Origin of the sequence: Halonotius pteroides, assembly GCF_003605635.1 — an archaeon.
Classification (GTDB): domain Archaea; phylum Halobacteriota; class Halobacteria; order Halobacteriales; family Haloferacaceae; genus Halonotius; species Halonotius pteroides.
Map to the genome: position 1 here is coordinate 44,224 of NZ_QMDW01000006.1, position 20,234 is coordinate 64,457.

The following is a 20,234-nucleotide window of genomic DNA, read 5'->3' on the forward strand; positions in this document are numbered from 1 at the left end:
CTATTCAAGCTGGCTGTTTCGGCCGGCGGATCAGTCCGACTCAGCGACCTGCTCAGCGCGTCCCTGCTCAACACCGGACTCCACGAGCACGCCGTGGGCACTCTCACGTTCCTTCGCGCCGTCGGAAACCTTCACAAACACCGCCTTCTCACGGGCCGCCGGGATCGTGTGCCCGCCACAGTAGCTCAGCCCCGAGCGAATCCCGGCGATGAACTCTTCGGTCAGCGGCGCGAGCGGGCCTTTGTACGGCGTCAACGCCTCGACGCCCTCACCGGAATCAACGTCGATCTCCTTGTCCTCGCGGTCGTCGTTGGCCGCGGTCGAGGCCATCCCGCGGGAGCGTTTGAACCGCTCGCCGTTGTGTGTGACGACGCGGCCCGGTGCCTCGTCGGTGCCGGCGAAAAATCCACCCATCATCACCGTCTCCGCGCCGGCCATCAGGGCCTTGGCGGCGTCCCCGGAGTTTTGAATCCCGCCGTCGGCCATGACCGTGATCCCGAGTTCGTCGGCACGGTCGGCACACTCGTCGACCGCCGACAGTTGTGGGTAGCCCGCGCCAGCGACCTCGCGGGTCGTGCAATGGGAGCCCGGCCCGACGCCGACTTTCACGCAGTCCGCGCCCGCATCATAGAGATCCTCGACGGCATCAGGCGTGACGACGTTGCCGGCGATCAGTTCCGGATCGTACTCCGCGCGGATTTCCGCGACCGCGTCGAGTGCGCGTTCCATGTGGCCGTGGGCGACATCAAGCACGACCGCGTCGCCGCCAGCGTTCAGAATCGCCTCGGTGCGGTCGAGATAGTCCTCGTCGATGCCGACCGCCGCGGCGACGGGGCCACCCTGCTCGACGACCTCGTAGACCGCCGCGGCCTGTTCCTCTATCGAGAGGAAGCGGTGGATAACACCCAGTCCGCCGAGGTCGGCCAGTGCGGTCGCCGTCTCGGCTTCAGTGACGGTGTCCATCGCCGCGCTGACGATGGGGATGTCCAGCGAGAGCGACGGCGTCAACTGTGCGGTGAGGTCGATGTCGCTTCGACTATCCACAGCTGATCGCTGTGGAACCAGCAATGCGTCTCCGTACGAGAGTCCGGTGCGGAACTCCATGTGTAACCTTCGTCAAACAGGAGCGACACGGTATTAACCCTGTTTGTCTCGGATGCTACTACCGCAGCGCAAACGATTTAATCGCTGGCGCGTTTATCTTGAGGGAACACACGTCACGCTTGCGGGACTCCATGTGTAACCACCCCCGTTTTGTGACGTGTGTCTCCAGTTCGTGAGCAACAGGTCTCCTTTAGCCGCCAGCAACACAGTCCTCAGCCTGTGAGTGACGCGCTGGCGGTCGATTTCTAAAGGTTGAGGCCGCGAATCGAGACACCAGCCCCGGCGTCGTGGTCACCGCTCGCTTCGACGTGACCGATCACGCGGCCATCGGTCGCGGCTGCGAGATCAGCGGCGGTCTCGTCGGCGGCGACGGCCGCGACAAAGCCGGTACCCATGTTGAACGTCGTGTGCATCTCGGCGTCGGAGACGTTGCCCTGCTCTTGGACAAAGTCAAAGACCGGCTGCGCATCGAAGGGGTCGTCAACGACGTAGCGATGCTCGCCGAGCCGCTGGAGGTTCCCCCAGCCGCCGCCGGTGATATGGGCCGCGTCGCGAACGCCGTGGGCGCGCATCGGTGTCAACAGTTCGGTATAAATACGGGTCGGCTCCAGCAAGGCCTCGCCGATGGTCTCGTAGCCGTCGAACGGACAGGGGTCGGTGTACTCGTGATCGCGGGTCGTCGCCGTCCGCGCGAGTGTGAGTCCGTTGGAGTGAATCCCGGAGGATTCCCAGCCGACGAGCGTGTCGCCCGGCTCGGCCGCGCCGTCGAAGAGGCCGTCCTTGTCGGCGAGGCCGACACAGGCACCCGCGAGATCGAGGCCCTTGACGACCTCCGGCATCACGGCGGTTTCGCCGCCAACGAGCTCGATATCGGCCTGGTCGGCACCGGCGGCCAGCCCCTCGCCGATCTGTTCGGCGAAGTCGTCGTCGGGCTCATCGACAGCGAGATAGTCGACGAAGGCGACTGGCCGGACGCCAGCAGCAACGAGGTCGTTGACGTTCATCGCAATGCAGTCGATCCCGACCGTCGAGTAGTCGCCGAGGGCGTCGGCGACCAGTAGTTTCGTGCCGACGCCATCAGTAGCTAAGGCGAGATATCGGTCGCCGATGTCGAGTAAGCCGGCGTAGTCGCCGTCGCTGTCGCCGACCGCGTCGATCAGCGCGGCCGTCGCCGACTCGCTGGCTGCGATATCGACGCCCGTATCGGCGTAGGTGAGTTCGTCGTCCGCGTCGTCAGTCATACCTCACAGCGCGGGCAGCGAACACAAAAGCGCGGTGATTCGGCGGGTCGCTTAGATGATACTGATGTCGAGCGTCGTCCACGCAATGTAGGTCAACACCGCACTCAGCAGGAACGTTCCGCCCCAGACCGGTTTGCTCCACGCGATGACAGTCTTCCCGTCGAGCGGGCCGAACGGCACAAGATTGAACGCCGCCAGAAACAGGTTGACGATGATCCCGAGTTGGCCAAGCAGGACAAGCAGCCCCAGATTTAGCCCGATGCCACCGAGATACACCGGGAGGAAGACCGCCGCCAACACGAGGTTCATCACCGGGCCGGCGATGGCGATATGGCCGTGTTCACGCTCGTTGAGGTAGCCGCGGTGGTGTACCGCACCGGGTGCGGCGAAAATGAATCCAAGCAGCGCGCTCATGACCGCCAGAAACAACATGTTGTAGTCGGCCCGAAACTCCGCGATCTGGCCGTAGTTGACGGCGACGACCTTGTGGGCGAGTTCGTGCAGCAGGAAGGCGACACCGGCGGTCAACAGGCTCACCCCGAGCAGCACAACGATGCCGGCCCCAAGTGCAAGAACGTTCGGCCCGCCGCCGGGGAAAAAGATCGTGAAGGCCAGCCCCAAGGCGGCCCAGGCGACCAGCAGATCACGCACCTCACGGCTACTGAACTCGTAGTCGCCGATCCGATAGGCGGTGCTCACGTGATCGTCCTCCAGATCAGCTCCGCGCTGTTGGCCGCGCCATCGAGCATAAGCTGTGAGATCCCATCGACACCACCGAGTTCGGCCCCAAGCAGGGGCAGGATGTAGCTCACAAACAGCGCGCTGGCGACGATGCTGCCGACATTCGTCAGGGCAACGACCATGATCAACTTGAACAACGGGACATCAAACATCTCACCGAGGATCTCGCCGATCGGTTTCGTCTCATCGGACAGCAGATCGTTGAGCGTCCCGATGTCGCCGACATTGACCGTCAGATGCCGAAGCTCAACGTAGCCGGCGAACCAGCCCGGCGCGAGGGCGGGGTTGATTGAGGTCATCCACGCAACCGCGCCGCCGACGCCGGCCGACAACCACCGCGCGCCAGCCAGCTTGGCAAAGCCAGCGGCGAAGACGGCGTTGATCAGGAACCACGCGCCGAACACACGCAGCAGAAACCCGTTTTGGACGCCCGCCATCGCCAACAACACAAAGAAACTCACAAACGCGACCGAGAGGGCGATCCCGATGATCTTCCCCCACGGGATCCCGCGGCCGGTTTCCTCGCCGACCAGCGTGTCCATCGGCGGCAACGAGGCCGGATCGTCGAGATACCCCTCGATCCCCGCACGGTGACCCGCGCCGACGACCGCCAACACGTCGTAGCCAGCATCCCGAAGCCCGACCAACTGGTGGCCGATGTAGGCGTCGCGCTCGTCGATCAGGGCCTCCGCGCCGCCAGGGCTGAACTGCCGAAACTCCTCCATCATCACCGTCACCACGTCAGCGTCGGTCAGCTCCTCGATCTCCATCTCGTCGATGCCGCCCTCAGGAGCTGGGCCACTCGGGCCCAACAGGCCGATCACCACAGCGGCGACCAGCCCAAGGGCAAGCCCGCCGACGAGGCCGAGGGTCAGGCTGCCGATAATCGTGACGGCGAATCCGCCGAGCAGCGAGCCGACAGCGGCGTCGGCAACCCCGGCGGCGGCGACAACGGAGGCAACGGCCCAGCCACCGCCAAGCGAGGCAACTAAACGGCGATCAGCACCAAGCGCGAGGCCGGCGAGTTGATCAATGAGGAGGGCAGCAGCGAGGCCGAGCAGGCCGCTTGCGGCAGCGCGAAGATAGACCGCCTCGGTGATGCCGACCGCACCACCGAAAAGCGCGAGAGCAGGGCCGGCGACCAAACCAACGATGAGGCCGACCATCACGCCGACGACGCGGCTGTCGGTGACGCCGAAGGCGAGGCCGCCGACCATCCGCAGCTTTTCGGTGATCGTCATCCGCGCCCAGAACCGCTGGATCGTCTCTTGGATGTCGCGGTCGACGAGGGCGACATCGATGCCGTATTCCTCGGCGGTTTCGACGGCGGCCAGCATATCCGCGCCGGGATCGATATCGAACTGCTCGCCAAGGCGGGTTTGGACGTACGACAACATCCAGTAGGCGAGAAACTGAAACACGGTGTTGCCCTGCAGCAGGTCACCGGCCTCGAGGTCGTCGGGCTCTTGGCCCTTCAGTTGGCGATATCGGCCGTCATCGAGTTCGACGGCGACGACATCCGGCTGTTCGTCGGCGATCGCGGCTTCGACCTCCTCGACGCTGGCCTTCGAGACGTGGGCGGTCCCGATGACCGATACCGACCCCTCGCCGTCTGTCGGCTCGGGTGGTCGATCCGCGGGCGTGCTCATTGGCCGCGTTTGTCCACCGGCGGGTTTATTCGTGTCGGAGTCAGCGTTTGGCAACCACAACAGTCGGAACGTAGAGCCACCGCGGGAACAGCTATTCATACGTCCCACCCAAAGAGTGGGTATGTCACACGATGCAGCGGTCGAGGGGATCGGAATGGGCGTCGGTCCCGACGGAACCAACGTCCCCGCCGTCATCCTCACCGCACGCGAGGAGTACCTCCCGATCTTCATCACCAGTGATCAGGCACAGTCGATCCGCCACTCGCTGTCGGGCGAACCCTTCGAGCGGCCGCTAACCCACGATCTGCTGGTCGAGATGGTCACCGAGTTCGGCGGCGCGATCGACGGCGTCCGGATCGACGAGCTGGCCGACGGCACCTTCTACGCCAAGGTTGACGCCGAGCGGTATGTCGACGGCCAACCGGAAACGTTCGCCTTCGATGCCCGCCCCAGCGATGCCATCGCCCTCGCCGTCCGCAGCGAGTGTCCGATCACAGTCTCCGATGAGATTCTCGATGCTGCCGGGCGCGATCCAGACGAGATCGAGGTCGAAAAGCCGGAACCTGACCGCGACGATGAACTAGTGCCGGATGACCTCTTTTCGGACGACCCAGAGGAGTAGCTACGCGTCCGGCAATGTTCCGAGCGTTACGTCAACGACAATCGTTTTGCCATCTCGCAGTACTCGGATCGGGACGGTCTGTCCGGGGCGTGTCTCCAAGGCGAGTACCCGGCTCAACTCGTCGGTATTGTTGATTTCGCTACCGCCGATGGCCAAAATTACGTCGCCACCGGTCGGAATCGCCGGCGCGCCGGATTGCGGTTGCTCCGGGGCTGGATCATCGGGCGAGGGTGGTGTCGGCTCGGTGCCGTTTGCCGGCGGCTCTTCGGTGTCACCGTCGTCAGCATCGGCGTCCGCGTCGCCGCTGTCGGTGATACTCGGCTGTAAGATCCCGTCGCTGGGGCCGCCGTCAGTTGTTTCGACGACCAACACGCCACGCGGGCGGTCGAGGCCGTTGGCGTCGGCGATCTGCGGTTCGACCGTGAGGATCGTCACACCGAGATAGGAGTGATCGTAGCTCCCTGTCGAGCGGAGTTCGGGGATGACACGGGTTGCCAGCTCCGCTGAGACCGCGAAGCCGACATTGCCGCCCTGGGAGGCGAAGACGACGCCGGCAACATCGCCCGCGAGATCAACCAGCGGGCCGCCGCTGGAACCGGAGTTGATCTCGGTGTCGGTCTGGATCGCCGCCGGGATCGAAAACCGGCTAAGCCCTTGGACGGAGCGGCCCCGGGCGCTGACAATCCCCCGCGACAGCGACTCACTGAGGCCGAAGGGCGCGCCGATGGCGACGACCTCAGCGCCGACCGGCGTCGGCGCAGCCACGAATGACAACGTCTCCGGCACCGACACCGAGGAATCAAGTTCAAGCACCGCCAGATCGCTGTGTCGATCCGAGCCGACAACGCTGGCGTCAGCCCACTGACCGTCGGCCAGCCGAACCGTGACCGCAGAGCCGGGGTCGACGACGTGGTGATTCGTGACGATCGTCCGTGGATCGATCGCAAACCCGGATCCTTGGCCCACCTTGCGGTCGTTTTCGGCGGTATGGACGACGACGATAGCAGGCAGTGCCTCGTTGTACACTCGGGTGTAGGGGCTCTCGCCGCCCTCGCTGTTAGTCCCTCGCGGCGCGGCACAGCCGGCACCCGCGGCCACGCCCGTCGCAACCGACGCCAACAGCGCGCGTCGCGTCTGTTCCATACATCGGGAGGTGTCGCCGCCGGCAAAAACAGTCCGATCACCGGCGCGGGGCCGACGACCACACTTATTCGTCGCGTCGGTATAGCTGAGGTATGCCAGTCACCGCCGACCCGCCGGAGCCGCCGACGCTTGAATCGGTCGATCCAAACGAGTACGAGGACGCCGAGGTCGTCGGCGACACCGATTACCGACGCGAGGAAATCGAGACGTTTCTGCGGGAAGGCGCGTGGGCCGAGGCCTTCACGCTGTGGGCCACCGACACCGATCTCGACGACGCAGGCTTCGAGATCGTCGTCGACATCGAGATGCTCCAGGCCTTCGATTTCTTCTGGGACGGGTTTGCCGACCGGGTCGGCTACCATGCCCCCGGTATCCCCGAAGATTGGAAACAGCGCGATCTCCACCCCGATCTCGACAGCTGGGCGACAGTGTCGGCGATCAACGCCGGCCTGACCGAGCTTGGCCAGCAGGTCTGTGAGGTGCTGTACGACGAGTATATCGATTGGGAATCGGAGTACGAAGCTCCAGACGATCTGCCGGATTTTGATGACTAACGGGTCGACATCGGCTGAGGATGCCGATCCGATCGCGGTATCGATTCCACCGCTGGACGAATCGGCCCGCGAGACCGCACAAAATCGACAGGCCGAACTGCTCAAGCCGCCCGGCAGTCTCGGTCGCCTCGAATCGATGGCTGTCGACATCGCCGCCATGCAGGCGACGCCGACCCCAAGTGTCGATCCCGCGGTGATCCTCACGCTGGCGGCCGACCACGGCGTCACCGCCGAGGGCGTCAGTGCCTACCCGAAATCGGTGACCGCCACGATGGTCGACGCTGTCGCCGGCGGCGACGCCGCGATCAACGCGCTGGCCGGGGCCACCGATATCACCACCCACATCGTCGATATGGGTGTCGACGGCGACGTGCCGGCGAGTGTCATCGAGCAGCATATCGCCGACGGAACCGCGAACATGGCAGTCGAGCCTGCAATGACGACCACGCAAGCACGCGAAGCGATCGCTGCCGGGCGGGCACTCGTCGAGGAGCACGCCGCCGAGGCAGGTGTCATCGGCCTCGGCGATCTCGGGATCGGCAACACGACCGCCAGCGCGGCGATCACCGCCGCGTTGACAGAGACCCCGGTCGAGGAGGTGACGGGGCACGGCACCGGGATCGACGAGACAACCCGACAGCAAAAGATCGAAACGATCGAGCGGGCACTGGCGGTGGCCGATCCCACCACCGACGACCCACTCGACGTGCTTCGGTGTGTCGGCGGCTTCGAGATCGCTGGGCTCGTTGGGGTGACGCTTGCGGCTGCCAGTCGACGGATTCCGGTCGTCGTCGATGGCGTTGTGACAGGCGCAGCCGCCATCGTAGCCGCCGAAATCAACGAGGGAGTTAACAAGTATCTGCTTGGCTCCCACATGTCGACGGAGCCGGCCCATGCGATCCAGCTTGCTGCCCTCGACGTTTCGCCCTGTCTCGACTACGAGATGGGGCTCGGTGAGGGCACCGGCGCGGCGGTTGCGATCGGTACCTACCGGGCGGCCTGCCGAGCGCACAGCGAGATGGCGACGTTTGCTGAGGCCGGCCTCGACAGTGCTTAGGCGTGGTGGTTGAGGTGATCAGCCACCGCCAGTCTGGTAAATCTGTGTCTCGGTGCCGTCCTCGTAGATCGCATAGACCTCGATCTGATCCTGATCGACGGTTTTCTCCTGGCCGGAGACCTGCAGCGTGTCGAGGAGATTGCCCTCGGTATCACGGATCTCGACGTAGGCGGCGTCACCGGGGTTTGTCCATGTGACAGTCGTTCCGACCGCAGTCGACTGGGTATCGACCGAGACATCTCTATCAGGAGTGTCATCGTCGGCCTGATTTTGTTGTAGGCCGCGGTCGTCAAACTCACCGCTAAACACCGCCGCACCGACGACAGCGGCTGTCGAGGAGGTGATAACCAGCAGGATCGCAACGCTCAGAATGTTGATGATATCGATGACCGCGCGTTCTGACGAACGGTCGGCATGACTGGTACTCATAGACAGGTGTGCTCCCCCGAGCAGCGGCGATTGGTTGATGTGAGAAGGCTAGGAGTAAAAACCCACCGGCACGGCTGAACGGGTGGAAAACGGCGAGTCAGCCGTCTTCGGCGTCGATACACGGAACTGCTGGATCATTGCGCGAAAACGACAGCCGCCGGCATCGACACAAAGGGAACTGTCATTACCCCGGCGGGCGATCGCCGACACATGCGAGGCGCGCTCATCGTACTTGACGGCTGGGGACTCGGCGATCACGACGGCCGCGATGCGGTGCAGGCGGCCGAGACACCGACATTCGACCGACTGCGCGAGACAGGCGCGTTCGGCACGCTCCGCACCCACGGCCGACGCGTCGGCCTCCCTGAGGGCCAGATGGGCAACAGCGAGGTTGGCCATCTCAACATCGGCGCAGGCCGAGTCGTCAGACAGGCCTACACGCGGATCGTCGACTCGATCGACGACGGCAGCTTCCGCGACAACGATGCCCTCAACGATGCCCTCAGCTACGCCGACGATCACGACGGCGCGGTACACCTGCTGGGCTTGGTCAGCGACGGCGGCGTTCACTCGGATATCAGCCACTTCCAAGCACTCATAGAACTCGCCGCCGACCGGGGTGTTGAGGCGGTCACCCACGCCTTCACCGACGGCCGGGATACAGCCCCGAAATCCGGCGCGGGCCATCTCGAAACGATCGCCGAAACGGCCGCCGATCACGACACCGGCGGTGTCGCCACCGTCTCCGGCCGCTACTACGCGATGGATCGCGACGAAAACTGGGAGCGGACGAACCGCGCCTACGATGCGATCGTCAACCGCGAGGCCGACCACGAGGCCGATACAGCGGTTGCGGCAGTCGAGGACAGCTACGCCCGCGGCGACACCGACGAGTTCATCGAGCCGACGCTGGTGGCCGACCAGCCGGCACTGGCCGACGGCGATGCGATCATCTTCGTCAACTTTCGGGCCGACCGCGCCCGCCAACTCGTGCGGACGCTCGCCGACATCGAGCCGGAGTGGTCGGTCGAGACCAGCCCGCCGGAGACCAAGCTGGTGACGATGACCCAGTACGACAAGACGTTCGGCCTCGATGTCGCCTACCCACCGGAACAGCCCGCGAACACCCTCGGTGAGGTCGTCGCCGACGCCGGCCTCGATCAGCTGCGACTCGCCGAGTCGGAAAAATACCCCCACGTGACCTACTTCCTCAACGGAGGCCGGGAGATCGAGTTCGACGGCGAGCGCCGCGAGATCATCAAAAGCCCCGACGTGCCGACCTACGACCACCAACCCGAGATGCACGCCGAGAGGGTGACCGACACCGCAATCGACAACATCGAGCCCGACGACCCCGAGCTGCTCGTTGTCAACTACGCCAACCCGGATATGGTCGGCCACACCGGCAACTACGAGGCCGCCATCACCGCCGTCGAGACGGTCGACGAACAGCTTGGCCGGCTTGCCGAGACGATTCAGGCCGCTGGCGGCCATCTCATCGTGACGGCCGACCACGGCAACGCCGACGACATGGGCACCGACGCCGACCCCCACACCGCTCACACGTTCAACCCCGCGCCTGTCATCTACATCTCGCCGGATGGCGACGATGGCGGGCAGACGATACGAGACGGCGGCGCGCTCTGTGACCTCGCGCCGACACTGCTGAAGCTGATGGCACTGCCGACGCCCGAGGAGATGACCGGCGACTCACTGCTTGACGACGCCTGAGAGCACCGCCGGCAGCACAGACTGCCCTGAGAGACGGTACGGTTTTGCCGACCGGCATGCATCCACCTGTATGCCCGATTTTGCGCTCAGTTTTAACGAGTTTGTTCTCGCCGCCTCGACCGATAGCCTTGCCGACGAGCCGGCGGCCCGCGCACACGCCGACGCCGTTGAGTTCCGACTCGATCTCGCCGACGACCCACTCGATCAGCTGGCTGGCTACGACGGCGAGCTCCCGATTATCGCCACCAACCGCGCCGCGTGGGAGGCCGGTGGCGCGAGCGATGAGACCGAGCGACTTCGCACACTGGAGACGGCGCTTGAACACGATGCCGTCGCCGCGATCGACCTCGAATGCCGCGCTCTTGATCGGAGTGTGGCTGCGGCCGATACCGAGACCGCCAAGCAGGTGCAAACGAGTGCCCGCGAGGCGGGAGTGCCCGTGATCGCCTCGATCCATGACTTTGAGGCAACACCGCCACGCGAAGAGCTGATCGCGCTGTTGGATCGCGCAGCCGACGCCGGCACAGTCGGCAAACTCGCTGCGACGGCCCACGACCGCGGGGACGCGCTTGCGTTGTTGTCCGCGACCCACGCGGCAACAGCAGCCGGCAAGACGGTGGCGACGATGGGGATGGGCGCGGCCGGCCAACACACCCGCGCGGTCGCCCCGAGCTACGGCTCAGCGATCGGCTACGCGCCGGTTGAAGCCGCCGAGGCGACCGCCCCGGGGCAGTACCCGCTTGCGACGCTCCGGGAGTTAGTCGACAGGCTGGCGACGCCGACGAACAACGACGTTTAACACGGACATGGTCTAATCCGGGGTATGGACAGCGCACGACGACGGGTGTTGGTGACCGCCCTTGTCGCCCTCGCCGGCGCGGTGATCGGCGTCCCGGGGGTCGGCCACGCGTATCTCCGTCGCTGGAAACGGTCGCTGCTGTGGCTGACGGTGACGCTTGGGGCGGGAATCTTGCTGCTCAGCTACTACGTGCCGGATCCCTCAACGCTCGATCCCTTCGATTTCGGAGCTATCCCGATGGAGGTGCGGCTGACCATCTTCGTTATCACAGCCGTCAGCGTTTTCGATGCGACGCTGCTGGCGTATCTGGACGGCCGATCGACAGCCGGGATCGGCAGCGACGACGAGCCAAGCGAGGATGGAACACGCTCGTGTCCGCACTGCGGCAAGCCGACCGATGCCGATCTCGACTTCTGTACGTGGTGTACGGAACCGCTCACCACTGAAGCCGAACAGGAACCGCCTGCGGAGCCGACCGCCGACGAACGCGGCCGGTAGCGAACTTATTTTTCGATAATGCTCTCTTCGACGGCTTCGCCGAAGTGCCGGGCGACATCCTCGTAGTACAGTAGCATCTCGTCACCGGCTTCGAGATCGGTGACGGCTTTCCGGCCCTCGCCGGTGGCAACCTTGATCGTCTCGGCGTTCTGCAGCAGCGTCTCGATGCGGTCGCCGTCGATATCCAACTCCACCCGAAACATCGGTCGCTTCTCGATTTTGACGCGGCCGACAATGGCCTCGCGGGTGTTGCCATCGGTGTCGACGACCTGCACCTTGTCGCCGCTTTTGAGCTCCGAGAGGTATTTTGTGCCGCCATCAGGCGTCCGCACATAGGCGTGTACCGCGCCGGCGTTGACCCGGAACGGCCGGGAGGCAACATAGGGCGATTCGGCGGTTTCGGCGTGAACAAAAAAGAGGCCACGCGACATCGAGCCGATAAGCATCCCCTCGTCGTGATCCATCAGACTGCCCGTGTCGATACAGACCCGATCGGCCATCCCGGCGCGTTCGACATCAAGCACCTCGCCGTACGTGAGATCGAGCGTTTCACGCTCGGCGGCATCCCGAACCTCGACCGTGTTGTGGATCTCATCGGGGTTGTCGGTGTCGAGCAGGACGCCATCCGCGCCGAGTTCCAGCGTCTCGAAGGCGGTTTGGGCCTCCTTGGCGGTGGTGACGCCGGCCAGCAGATCGGTCTCCTCGCCGATACGGGCGATCAGGTTTTCCAGCGGGATGATCGTCCAATCCTCGCCGATGACGGCGGTGTAGTCGGCGTCTTCGGCGGCGGCCTCGGCGAAGGCCTCGTAGTTGTCATCGAAGATCCGAACGTACGCGCCCTGCGGGCCGGTGCGACCGCGGCGGAGCGTCGAGAGGTCGGCGGAGCCGGCGAAATCAGCTGGGAGATCAACGGTGCCGTCGCCCTCGCCGTCCTTACCGACAAAGTAGGCGTCAGCAGCCGCGCCCTCGCCGGCCGGCTCGGCCTCGTCGAGCATGTCGGCATCCGAGCGGAAGGCAGCGACGTTGATCGCGCCGAGTTCGCGGACGCGGTTGACATCGGCCTCGTCAACGAGCACCCAGTCGACGCCGGCCTCGATGGCGGTCGTGATCCGTTGTTTGCGGGTCTCCCAGTCGCCGACGGTGTCGTCGGCTTTGATCCAGACGGTGCGTGTCATTACCGGGCTGTCGCCGCGCGTCGGCTTGAACATGGCGGAAGCGGGTGACGTGGGGAGCTACAGATACCGCCTGGTAGCGGAACACAGCCACAGAGGTGATGTGGTGACTGATCTACGAAAACGGATTCTCAGCGGTATCAAGCCGAGTGATCCCATCGACGCTATCGAAATCATTGTCAAAGGAATAGATGTACTCTATCCCTTCTCGATCCATATATGCTGCAATCGTCGCGTCACCAAAGGCAAGCCCATCGCGCGTTTTGAAGCGGTCGATTGCGTTGATGAAATCCTTCTGTGCAGCGTGAACGAGTTCGAAACCGGCGGATTGGTTGAGGCGTGAATACGTATCAACCGCCTTTTGATGGCGTTTCCGGGTATGAATCCAGTTGAGCGTTTCGAGGAGCACGTAATTCGTCACGCGACCAGTCGGCAGCGTTCCGTGGTCGATCTCGCGGACGATCTCCATCGCACCATCGTGGTGTTGATCATCAGTATCGACCATCCCGATGAGGACACCCGTGTCAACGACTGCGACTGCCATTACTGGGACTCCGTGACCGTCGGATCGTCTTCATGGCCTGCAACGTCATGTGTCTCGGTTCCACCGCCGCCCATCGCTACCGGTTCGAAATCGTCGAACGCACCGTATCGCTGTTTGACGACCTCGACGGAGAGGTTCCCCTCGTCGTCAGCCTCCCACCGTAGTTTATCGCCAGCCTCAATGTCGAGCCGGCGGCGAAGTTCGGCGGGGATCGTGACCATCCCCCGATCGCTGACTTTGGTTTCCTCGACGGCCATACGCAGGAATAGTTCCGCAGCTCGTATACATGTTGCGCCGCATGTGAAGGAACTATAGAGACGAATCAACACATAGAATACGGATACATCTGAACAGCCAGCTGTTGCTACATGCTACAAACAAACGTCTCAGACGCTAACGACCTAACTCCAAATCGGTAGCCGCTTTGCTCCTCACGTTTGTTCGTCACAAAAGCGGGCTGAGCGCGATTCGAACACGCGACCGACGGATTAAGAGTCCGTCGCTCTGCCAAACTGAGCTACCAGCCCTCGCCGCTCCGTACCCGTGTCGTTCTAAAAGAGGTTTCCTTTCGTGGACGCCTGCCGGCGGGCCAGATCGCCAGCAAATCGTTTGACAGTAACAGCCGGTTGCCGGCAGAGCCGCGGCCTCGGTCGCGTTGGCGGCCGCTGTGGCGGTCATAGAGAAACAAACGGCATTAAGTGGTCACCGACGCTGTCTCATAGTAATTATGAGCCCTGGTGTGACCGGCTCCTCACGGTCGACCTACGCGATCCTCGGCTGTGGCAGTGTCGGCCACGCAGTTGCTGAGGATCTCGCCGAGGCGGACAACGACGTGCTCATCCTCGATACGGACGCCGACCGGGTTGAGGCCCTGCGCGATCAGGATCTCAATGCGACGGTACAGGACATCAGCAAGCCCTCGGTCGCCGAGGCGGTCGCCGACCGCGATATTTTGCTGGTGTTGGCCTCCGATATCGAGGCCAACAAGGCGGCGGTCGCGGCGATCCGAGAGGCCGGTGGCGATCAGTACATCGTTGTCCGTGCCTCCGATCCCGTCAGCCAAGACGAGCTCAGCGAGCTTGGGGCAGATGTCGTTGTCAACCCCTCGGAGGTGATCGCCGACTCCGCGCTGCGCAGCCTCGAATCCGGCGAGCTCCAGTATAAGGCCCGCCAGCTCGCCGATATCCTCGAATCGACGGAAGGCCGGCTGGCGATTCTCACACAGGATAGCCCCGATCCCGATTCGATCGCCAGTGCGACCGCGCTGCAGGCGATCGCCGCCGAGTTCGGCGTTGAGGCCGACATCCGCTATGAGGGCGATATCGGCCACCAAGAGAACCGCGCGTTCGTCAACCTGCTTGGGATCGAACTGCTGGCCAGCGACGACGAGCCCGCAATCGAGGAGTACGACCGGGTTGCTCTCGTCGACAACGTCCAGTCCGGCAGCGACGATCCCACCTTCGAGATCGATATCCTCATCGACCACGCCGAACCCGACGAGGAGGTCGACGCCCCCTTCGTCGACGTGCGGACAAACCTCTCTTCGACATCGACGATCCTCACCAAATACCTCCAGGAGTTCGATCTCGGTCCGGGCGAAACGGTCGCTACCGCGCTGCTGTATGGGATCCGGGCAGAAACACTGGATTTCAAGCGGGATACGACACCCGCGGATCTGACCGCCGCCGCCTACCTCCATCCCTTCGCCAACCACGACACGCTTGAACAGGTCGAATCGCCGTCGATGTCGCCGGAGACGCTGGATGTGCTCGCGGAGGCGATTCAGAGCCGCGAGGTACAGGGGAGTCACCTGTTTTCGACAGCCGGCTTCATCCGCGATCGGGATGCCTTAGAGCAGGCCGCGCAGTATCTGCTGGATCTGGAAGGGATCACCACCAGCGCGGTCTTCGGGATCGTCGACGAGCGGATCATCGTCGCCGCTCGCTCGAAGGATATCCGGATCGATATCGGCAGCGTCCTTGAGGGAGCCTTCGAAAACAGCGGCGACATTGTCGGCCACTCCACACAGGGCAGCGTCGAAGTCCCGCTGGGCATCTTCACCGGTATCGAGACCAGCGAGGACAACCGCGACACGCTTCTGCGGTTGACCGAAGAGGCCGTCAGAAAGAAGCTCTTTGCGGCGTTGGGCGTCGAAGGCAGCGATACAAACGGGTCTTAGGCAGCGGCTTCGTCGGTGTCGTCGGTCTCTTGGAGGCGTTCGATCGTACTGTTGACAAGGACGATATCGCCGACGGCTCGCACCCACCGGTAGGGGATCAACACGCCCTTACCTGGGCCAACGGTGTCAGCAAACAGTTCGTCGTTGAGTTCACCGACCGCCAAGCTCGTGACCGATTCGCCATCCAAGTTCAGCTGTACGTCCTCGATCTCGCCGACAAACACACCACTGTTCGAGTAGACCTCACGGCCGACGAGCGTCGTGATCTCCTGGGGAGTCCCATCCATGCACCTACCGTTGGGGGCACCGATAATAAGATTTCGTGGTCGACAGACAGGTGTCAGACAGCGACGCGTCGACGACACCACTACCAACCTGTCACTGCCCCGAACCGAGCACGACGGTTATCGTAGCATCGACTCCTCGCCATCGAGCTCGGCCAGCGGCAGGGGTGTCGATGCCCCACGCCAGTGATCGAGTCGGCTGGTGGCCCACGAGATGGCGTCGTCGCCACAGTTGCGGATCAGCGCGCGGCCACCACTGTCATCGATAACCAGCAAGCCGGCCGTCGATCCCATGGGACGGTCAACGACAACAAGACCATGCGACGGCGTCGTCTCGAGCAACCGGAGATCGGCACCGGCCTCTTTGAGTGCGGCTAAGGCGTCCGAATAGGTATCGACAAGTGCTGACACGACCGAATCGGTGACGATGATCTCAACTGTTTCCGTGTTGTCGGTCGCCAGCGCACAGGCGTCGATCAGCTGTGGAAACACCGCTGGACAGAGAATGCGGATCGACTGGGCCTCGCCTAACAGCGCACAGAGCGCGGAGATCGGCTGATGGGGCGTCGCCTGGGTGGCGGTGATGATCGTCGCATCATCAAGCATCGACCGATCGATCTGCTGTGTTGGCGGCAGCTCGGCAAAGACATCGCCCGCCGAGAGCAGTTCGGCCGTCTGAGCTTTAAATCGGTAATACTCCGAGAGCAACAGTTCGCCGAGGAGCGTCCGTCGGTAACCCTCCGGCGATCGAGTCACGAGGCCAGCGGCTTCGAGATCACGGATGCTTCGGTCGACAGTCGAGCGTGAGGGTGGAACCGCTTCAACGATATCGCGTTTCTCACAGCCGGCGACATCGACGGCGTACAACACCGACTCCCGCTGGATGAGCGTCGACAACACATCGGATGGGTCAGTGGTTACCATTGGTGGACGTGCGGGAACCTCGTATACTGGTATAAACGACCGTGATATATTTAAACGTTCGTCACACGGCGATACGTTCGTGCAGACGGTGATGTAAAACCATAGCCTACCATTATGTTAGACGCCGGAGTGCCTCTGATAACCCGGCAATCCTGTCGGTCGCCCTGCCCGGACGACCGTATTATGTTTGTCGACCCTGCCCGGATCGACAAGCGATACCGGCCGGCTTGCCCGGGTCGGCTTGGTACCGTCACGCTGGCTGCCAGGTGGCGGCCACACGACACTTTTCAACGCCTGACCACGTGACATCCATGTCGCCTGTGTTTATTTACCGCTCCCGCACCCACAGCAGGATATGAGTCAGACTGACGCTGACGCGACCGTCAGTATCGTTGGTGGCGGCCCCGCCGGCCTGAGTGCCGCGCTATTCGCCCAGAAAAACGGCCTCCAAGCCCGCGTTTTCGACACCGACGGGACGTGGATGCACAAAGCGCATCTGTTCAACTATCTCGGCGTTGGCTCCCAAGACGGCACAGCGTTCATCGAGACCGCTCGCCAGCAGGTCGATAGCTTCGGTGTCGAGCGACACCAAGGCGAGGAGGTCACCGACGTGACCGCAACTGACGATGGCTTCAGCCTCGAAACCGCCGAGAGTAGCTACGACGCCAACTACGTCGTGTTGGCGACAGGTGCCAACCGCGACCTTGCGGAATCGCTTGGCTGTGGCTTCGACGGTGATGTCGTCGATGTTGGCGTCGACATGGAGACCAGCGTCGATGACGCCTACGCTACGGGCGCGATGGTACGCGCCGAGGAGTGGCAGGCGGTCATCGCAGCCGGTGACGGCGCGGCGGCCGCGCTCAACATCCTCTCGAAGGAGAAGGGCGAACACTTCCATGACTTCGACGTGCCGGCCGACGCCGACGGCGTTTTCGGCGCGATGAGCGACGAGGCGTAACTCGACGGCAAGGCTCGTCGTCACCGCGGCCGCCGAAGACCACAACGTTTGACACGGATGCCACCGACAGTGCGGATATGGAGTTCGATCGAACGAGCGGCGTCTTCCTGCATCTCACCTCGCTTCCGGGGCCACACGGCATCGGCGATCTCGGCGACGGGGCGCGGGAATTCCTCTCATTTCTCGACACCGCCGAACAAACCTACTGGCAGTTCTGCCCGCTGGGGCCAACCTCGGCGGCCCACGGCAACTCGCCGTATCAGTCGTTTTCGGCGTTTGCGGGCAACCCGCTGTTGATCAGCCTTGACCGCCTCGTCGACGACGGCTGGCTGACCGACGACGACCTCGAACCTGTCCCTGATTTCGATCCCCACGCCGTCGAGTACGAGCGGGTCGCCGAGTACAAACGTGACAAGCTCAGAGCCGCCTACGGGCGGTTCGACGAGACGGCGACCGAGGACGACCGCGCGGCCCTCGCCGAGTTCCGTGAATCCGAGCCGTGGGTCGAGGAGTACGCCCTGTTTCGGGCGCTCAAACAGAAACACGACGGCGTCGCGTGGATCGACTGGCCCGAACCGATCCGTACCCGCGATCCCGGCGCACTCGACGAGGCGCGCGAAGAACGCAGCGAGGAGATCGAGTACCGCGTGCTCGTCCAATACTGGTTCGACAAACAGTGGAACGCGTTTAAAGCCGACGCCGAAGACGCCGGTATCAAACTCGTCGGCGACGTGCCGATCTACGTCGGCCTCGACAGCGCGGACGTGTGGGCTAGCCCTGAAACGTTCCAACTCGACGACCAGAACCGGCCGACAGCGGTCGCCGGTGTTCCGCCGAACAGCGGCGACGACGGGCAAAAATGGGGGAACCCGCTGTACGACTGGGGAACGCTTGCCGACAACGACTACGACTGGTGGGCCCGCCGGCTTGAGCGGCTGTTCGGCCAGGTCGATGTGACGCGACTGGATCACTTCCAGGGCTTTCTGGAGTACTGGGCGATCCCAACCCATGCCGACTCAGCAGCGGCGGGCGAGTGGCGCGACGGCCCGGCCTACGACTTTTTCGAGACGATCCGGGATCGACTCGGCGAACTCCCATTTATCGCTGAGGATCTCGGCTTTCCGGACGCCGAACTCAACGCCCTGATGGATCAGTTCGGCTTCCCCGGCATGCGCGTCCCGCAGTACGCCGACTGGTGTCAGGACGGCAACGCCCACCAGCCGATGCATTACCCCAAAAATTCGGTCGGCTACACTGCAACGCACGACACCAACACGTTCCAGGGCTACTACAACGGGCTTGGCGACCGCCAGCGGGAGTGTCTGCACTACAATCTCGGCGTCGATGGCGAGGAGATCAACTGGTCGATAATCGAGGCGGTCTGGCGATCCGACGCCGTGTTGGCGTTTACAACGATGCAGGACTTGCTTGCCCTCGACAGCCACGCCCGGTTCAACACGCCCGGCACCGCCGAGGGCAACTGGGCCTGGCGTGTTACCAGCGATGGTCTTGACGAGGATGTTGCCACCAAGCTCGGCACGATGACGATGATCGAGCTTCGATAACACGGCCAGCCGCGGAACCGAAACCCCGAAGCCCACCGTATCCTACCTACTGTGTAATGGAGACAGGCGTTATTTCGATCGATGACCTCGCCGGGCCGTTCGATCTGCAAGCGACGGTCGAAAGCGGTCAGAGTTACCTGTGGAGCCGCCTCGACGGAAAGATGTACACCACCGACGACGCCCACGGCGGGCAGGCGTGGTACGAAACGGTCGTCCCGCCGCTCGACGGCGTCAGCGACGAGCAGGCTGTCGTTCGTATCCGGCAGGTCGATGACGGAATCGAGTGGGAGTCGACGACCGATGCCGTCCCGATTCTCACCCATCTCCTCCGGCTTGACGACGATCTCACCGAGATCACCGCCGGCGCGCCCGATGAGCCGCTGTTCAACCGCGCCTTCGAGCAGTATCGTGGGCTGCGCCTCGTCCGCGATCCACCGTTTGCCTGCCTCATTTCGTTCATCTGTTCGGCCCAGATGCGCGTCAGCCGAATACACGGGATGCAGCAGCGACTCGCCGCCGAGTACGGCAAGTCCGTTGAGTTCGACGGCCGCACGTATCAGGCGTTTCCAACGCCGGAGGCGTTGGCCGCCCGCACCGAAGCCGAGTTGCGCGACCTCAGCCTCGGCTACCGCGCGCCGTATGTCCAGCGAACCGCCGAGATGGTCGCCGACGGCGAGGCCGATCCAACCGCTGCTGTCGGCCGCGAGTACGAGGCCGCCCGCGAGTATCTCACCCAGTTTGTCGGCGTCGGCGACAAGGTCGCCGACTGCGTGTTACTGTTCTCACTTGGCTATCTCGAAGCGATCCCCCTTGATACGTGGATTCGCACCGCTATCGAGGAGTACTACCCTGACTGCGAGCAGGGCAACTACACCGACACGTCGCGGGCGATCCGCGGGCGGTTCGGCGGCGAGTACGCCGGCTACGTCCAGACGTACGTGTTCAACTATCTCCGCAACGGCGGCGAGTAGGTCGGCAGCGACAGTTCTGTGCAAGCTGTCGTTGCGGCCGAACTTTCATACTTGCTGCCCTGCTATCCA

21 protein-coding genes and 1 tRNA gene are annotated in these 20,234 nt (G+C 63.6%); 10 read left to right on the forward strand and 12 right to left on the reverse strand.

All coding sequences use genetic code 11. The features are described 5' to 3' along the window. Nucleotides 1–30: 30 nt before the first annotated feature. The 4 genes from DP106_RS05480 to DP106_RS05495 form a co-directional block, all read right to left on the reverse strand. Nucleotides 31–1,104: a guanosine monophosphate reductase gene (locus tag DP106_RS05480; protein ID WP_120083927.1), complete on the reverse strand. Its 1,074-nt coding sequence runs from the start codon at nucleotides 1,102–1,104 to the stop codon at nucleotides 31–33. A gap of 245 nt (nucleotides 1,105–1,349) precedes the next feature. Continuing rightward, on the reverse strand, nucleotides 1,350–2,345 hold the full coding sequence (gene purM, locus DP106_RS05485; protein WP_120083928.1) for a phosphoribosylformylglycinamidine cyclo-ligase: 996 nt from the start codon (nucleotides 2,343–2,345) through the stop codon (nucleotides 1,350–1,352). Nucleotides 2,346–2,396: 51 nt separating this feature from the next. After that, entirely contained in the window at nucleotides 2,397–3,059 is a 663-nt protein-coding gene (locus tag DP106_RS05490; protein ID WP_394343451.1) for a zinc metalloprotease, read from the reverse strand. Then, nucleotides 3,041–4,735 (reverse strand): TraB/GumN family protein, encoded by a 1,695-nt coding sequence (locus DP106_RS05495; protein WP_120083931.1) that lies wholly within the window; start codon nucleotides 4,733–4,735, stop codon nucleotides 3,041–3,043. The genes DP106_RS05490 and DP106_RS05495 overlap by 19 nt, the downstream gene beginning before the upstream one ends. Nucleotides 4,736–4,856: 121 nt before the next feature. Between DP106_RS05495 and DP106_RS05500 the strand changes: the two genes are divergently transcribed. Continuing rightward, nucleotides 4,857–5,357, forward strand: coding sequence for a bifunctional nuclease family protein (locus DP106_RS05500; RefSeq protein WP_120083933.1), 501 nt, complete (start codon nucleotides 4,857–4,859; stop codon nucleotides 5,355–5,357). Here DP106_RS05500 and DP106_RS05505 read toward each other — a convergent pair whose 3' ends face one another. Next, nucleotides 5,358–6,500 (reverse strand): S1C family serine protease, encoded by a 1,143-nt coding sequence (locus tag DP106_RS05505; RefSeq protein WP_120083934.1) that lies wholly within the window; start codon nucleotides 6,498–6,500, stop codon nucleotides 5,358–5,360. A 92-nt stretch (nucleotides 6,501–6,592) separates the two neighbouring features. Here DP106_RS05505 and DP106_RS05510 point away from each other — a divergent pair, with 92 nt between their 5' ends. Together DP106_RS05510 and cobT are read left to right on the forward strand one after the other, a co-directional pair. Next, nucleotides 6,593–7,054, forward strand: a complete 462-nt coding sequence (locus DP106_RS05510; protein ID WP_120083935.1) for a hypothetical protein — start codon at nucleotides 6,593–6,595, stop codon at nucleotides 7,052–7,054. Next, nucleotides 7,047–8,111, forward strand: a complete 1,065-nt coding sequence (cobT, locus tag DP106_RS05515) for a nicotinate-nucleotide--dimethylbenzimidazole phosphoribosyltransferase (RefSeq protein WP_120083936.1) — start codon at nucleotides 7,047–7,049, stop codon at nucleotides 8,109–8,111. Before DP106_RS05510 ends, cobT begins: the two co-directional genes overlap by 8 nt. 18 nt (nucleotides 8,112–8,129) lie before the next feature. Here cobT and DP106_RS05520 read toward each other — a convergent pair whose 3' ends face one another. Then, nucleotides 8,130–8,540 (reverse strand): hypothetical protein, encoded by a 411-nt coding sequence (locus DP106_RS05520; RefSeq protein ID WP_120083937.1) that lies wholly within the window; start codon nucleotides 8,538–8,540, stop codon nucleotides 8,130–8,132. A 210-nt stretch (nucleotides 8,541–8,750) separates the two neighbouring features. Between DP106_RS05520 and gpmI the strand changes: the two genes are divergently transcribed. The 3 genes from gpmI (at nucleotide 8,751) to DP106_RS05535 (ending at nucleotide 11,568) form a co-directional block, all read left to right on the forward strand. Further along, nucleotides 8,751–10,271 (forward strand): 2,3-bisphosphoglycerate-independent phosphoglycerate mutase, encoded by a 1,521-nt coding sequence (gpmI, locus tag DP106_RS05525; protein ID WP_120083939.1) that lies wholly within the window; start codon nucleotides 8,751–8,753, stop codon nucleotides 10,269–10,271. 70 nt (nucleotides 10,272–10,341) lie between these two features. Further along, nucleotides 10,342–11,070, forward strand: coding sequence for a type I 3-dehydroquinate dehydratase (locus tag DP106_RS05530; RefSeq protein ID WP_120083940.1), 729 nt, complete (start codon nucleotides 10,342–10,344; stop codon nucleotides 11,068–11,070). Between the two features lie 24 nt (nucleotides 11,071–11,094). Beyond that, on the forward strand, nucleotides 11,095–11,568 hold the full coding sequence (locus tag DP106_RS05535; RefSeq protein ID WP_120083942.1) for a zinc ribbon domain-containing protein: 474 nt from the start codon (nucleotides 11,095–11,097) through the stop codon (nucleotides 11,566–11,568). A gap of 5 nt (nucleotides 11,569–11,573) precedes the next feature. Here the strand turns inward: DP106_RS05535 and DP106_RS05540 are convergent, their stop codons facing one another. The 4 genes from DP106_RS05540 to DP106_RS05555 all read right to left on the reverse strand — a co-directional run bounded on the left by DP106_RS05540 (nucleotide 11,574) and on the right by DP106_RS05555 (nucleotide 13,811). After that, entirely contained in the window at nucleotides 11,574–12,743 is a 1,170-nt protein-coding gene (locus DP106_RS05540) for a 3-dehydroquinate synthase II (protein WP_120084085.1), read from the reverse strand. Nucleotides 12,744–12,855: 112 nt separating this feature from the next. Then, nucleotides 12,856–13,284 carry a type II toxin-antitoxin system VapC family toxin gene (locus DP106_RS05545; protein WP_120083943.1) on the reverse strand — a complete coding sequence of 143 codons (429 nt, stop codon included), beginning with the start codon at nucleotides 13,282–13,284 and terminating at the stop codon, nucleotides 12,856–12,858. Further along, a complete protein-coding gene (locus tag DP106_RS05550; protein ID WP_120083944.1) occupies nucleotides 13,284–13,541 on the reverse strand; it encodes an AbrB/MazE/SpoVT family DNA-binding domain-containing protein in 258 nt (85 codons plus the stop codon). Before DP106_RS05550 ends, DP106_RS05545 begins: the two co-directional genes overlap by 1 nt. A gap of 196 nt (nucleotides 13,542–13,737) precedes the next feature. Next, nucleotides 13,738–13,811, reverse strand: a tRNA-Lys gene (locus DP106_RS05555). Nucleotides 13,812–14,011: 200 nt separating this feature from the next. Here DP106_RS05555 and DP106_RS05560 point away from each other — a divergent pair. Continuing rightward, a complete protein-coding gene (locus DP106_RS05560; protein ID WP_120083946.1) occupies nucleotides 14,012–15,463 on the forward strand; it encodes a DHH family phosphoesterase in 1,452 nt (483 codons plus the stop codon). Here DP106_RS05560 and DP106_RS05565 read toward each other — a convergent pair. Then, a complete protein-coding gene (locus DP106_RS05565) occupies nucleotides 15,460–15,750 on the reverse strand; it encodes a PRC-barrel domain-containing protein (RefSeq protein ID WP_120083947.1) in 291 nt (96 codons plus the stop codon). The genes DP106_RS05560 and DP106_RS05565 overlap by 4 nt on opposite strands. Nucleotides 15,751–15,867: 117 nt before the next feature. Continuing rightward, nucleotides 15,868–16,671: a helix-turn-helix transcriptional regulator gene (locus DP106_RS05570; RefSeq protein WP_120083948.1), complete on the reverse strand. Its 804-nt coding sequence runs from the start codon at nucleotides 16,669–16,671 to the stop codon at nucleotides 15,868–15,870. A 355-nt stretch (nucleotides 16,672–17,026) separates the two neighbouring features. Here DP106_RS05570 and DP106_RS05575 point away from each other — a divergent pair, with 355 nt between their 5' ends. The 3 genes from DP106_RS05575 (at nucleotide 17,027) to DP106_RS05585 (ending at nucleotide 20,165) form a co-directional block, all read left to right on the forward strand. Continuing rightward, entirely contained in the window at nucleotides 17,027–17,629 is a 603-nt protein-coding gene (locus DP106_RS05575; protein WP_120083949.1) for an FAD-dependent oxidoreductase, read from the forward strand. Nucleotides 17,630–17,706: 77 nt separating this feature from the next. Further along, complete coding sequence (gene malQ, locus DP106_RS05580) at nucleotides 17,707–19,194, forward strand: 4-alpha-glucanotransferase (protein ID WP_120083951.1); 1,488 nt, start codon at nucleotides 17,707–17,709, stop codon at nucleotides 19,192–19,194. A 56-nt stretch (nucleotides 19,195–19,250) separates the two neighbouring features. After that, nucleotides 19,251–20,165 (forward strand): DNA-3-methyladenine glycosylase family protein, encoded by a 915-nt coding sequence (locus DP106_RS05585; protein ID WP_120083953.1) that lies wholly within the window; start codon nucleotides 19,251–19,253, stop codon nucleotides 20,163–20,165. Nucleotides 20,166–20,234 lie beyond the last annotated feature (69 nt).

What these genes read in the sequence shown, in the direction of transcription:
- DP106_RS05480 (WP_120083927.1), bottom strand. Translation starts at nt 1,104, where the DNA reads ATGGAGTTCCGCACCGGACTCTCGTACGGAGACGCATTGCTGGTTCCA.
- purM (WP_120083928.1), bottom strand. Translation starts at nt 2,345, where the DNA reads ATGACTGACGACGCGGACGACGAACTCACCTACGCCGATACGGGCGTC.
- DP106_RS05495 (WP_120083931.1), bottom strand. Translation starts at nt 4,735, where the DNA reads ATGAGCACGCCCGCGGATCGACCACCCGAGCCGACAGACGGCGAGGGG.
- DP106_RS05500 (WP_120083933.1), top strand. Translation starts at nt 4,857, where the DNA reads ATGTCACACGATGCAGCGGTCGAGGGGATCGGAATGGGCGTCGGTCCC.
- DP106_RS05505 (WP_120083934.1), bottom strand. Translation starts at nt 6,500, where the DNA reads ATGGAACAGACGCGACGCGCGCTGTTGGCGTCGGTTGCGACGGGCGTG.
- DP106_RS05510 (WP_120083935.1), top strand. Translation starts at nt 6,593, where the DNA reads ATGCCAGTCACCGCCGACCCGCCGGAGCCGCCGACGCTTGAATCGGTC.
- cobT (WP_120083936.1), top strand. Translation starts at nt 7,047, where the DNA reads ATGACTAACGGGTCGACATCGGCTGAGGATGCCGATCCGATCGCGGTA.
- DP106_RS05520 (WP_120083937.1), bottom strand. Translation starts at nt 8,540, where the DNA reads ATGAGTACCAGTCATGCCGACCGTTCGTCAGAACGCGCGGTCATCGAT.
- gpmI (WP_120083939.1), top strand. Translation starts at nt 8,751, where the DNA reads ATGCGAGGCGCGCTCATCGTACTTGACGGCTGGGGACTCGGCGATCAC.
- DP106_RS05530 (WP_120083940.1), top strand. Translation starts at nt 10,342, where the DNA reads ATGCCCGATTTTGCGCTCAGTTTTAACGAGTTTGTTCTCGCCGCCTCG.
- DP106_RS05535 (WP_120083942.1), top strand. Translation starts at nt 11,095, where the DNA reads ATGGACAGCGCACGACGACGGGTGTTGGTGACCGCCCTTGTCGCCCTC.
- DP106_RS05540 (WP_120084085.1), bottom strand. Translation starts at nt 12,743, where the DNA reads ATGACACGCACCGTCTGGATCAAAGCCGACGACACCGTCGGCGACTGG.
- DP106_RS05545 (WP_120083943.1), bottom strand. Translation starts at nt 13,284, where the DNA reads ATGGCAGTCGCAGTCGTTGACACGGGTGTCCTCATCGGGATGGTCGAT.
- DP106_RS05550 (WP_120083944.1), bottom strand. Translation starts at nt 13,541, where the DNA reads ATGGCCGTCGAGGAAACCAAAGTCAGCGATCGGGGGATGGTCACGATC.
- DP106_RS05560 (WP_120083946.1), top strand. Translation starts at nt 14,012, where the DNA reads ATGAGCCCTGGTGTGACCGGCTCCTCACGGTCGACCTACGCGATCCTC.
- DP106_RS05565 (WP_120083947.1), bottom strand. Translation starts at nt 15,750, where the DNA reads ATGGATGGGACTCCCCAGGAGATCACGACGCTCGTCGGCCGTGAGGTC.
- DP106_RS05570 (WP_120083948.1), bottom strand. Translation starts at nt 16,671, where the DNA reads ATGGTAACCACTGACCCATCCGATGTGTTGTCGACGCTCATCCAGCGG.
- DP106_RS05575 (WP_120083949.1), top strand. Translation starts at nt 17,027, where the DNA reads ATGAGTCAGACTGACGCTGACGCGACCGTCAGTATCGTTGGTGGCGGC.
- malQ (WP_120083951.1), top strand. Translation starts at nt 17,707, where the DNA reads ATGGAGTTCGATCGAACGAGCGGCGTCTTCCTGCATCTCACCTCGCTT.
- DP106_RS05585 (WP_120083953.1), top strand. Translation starts at nt 19,251, where the DNA reads ATGGAGACAGGCGTTATTTCGATCGATGACCTCGCCGGGCCGTTCGAT.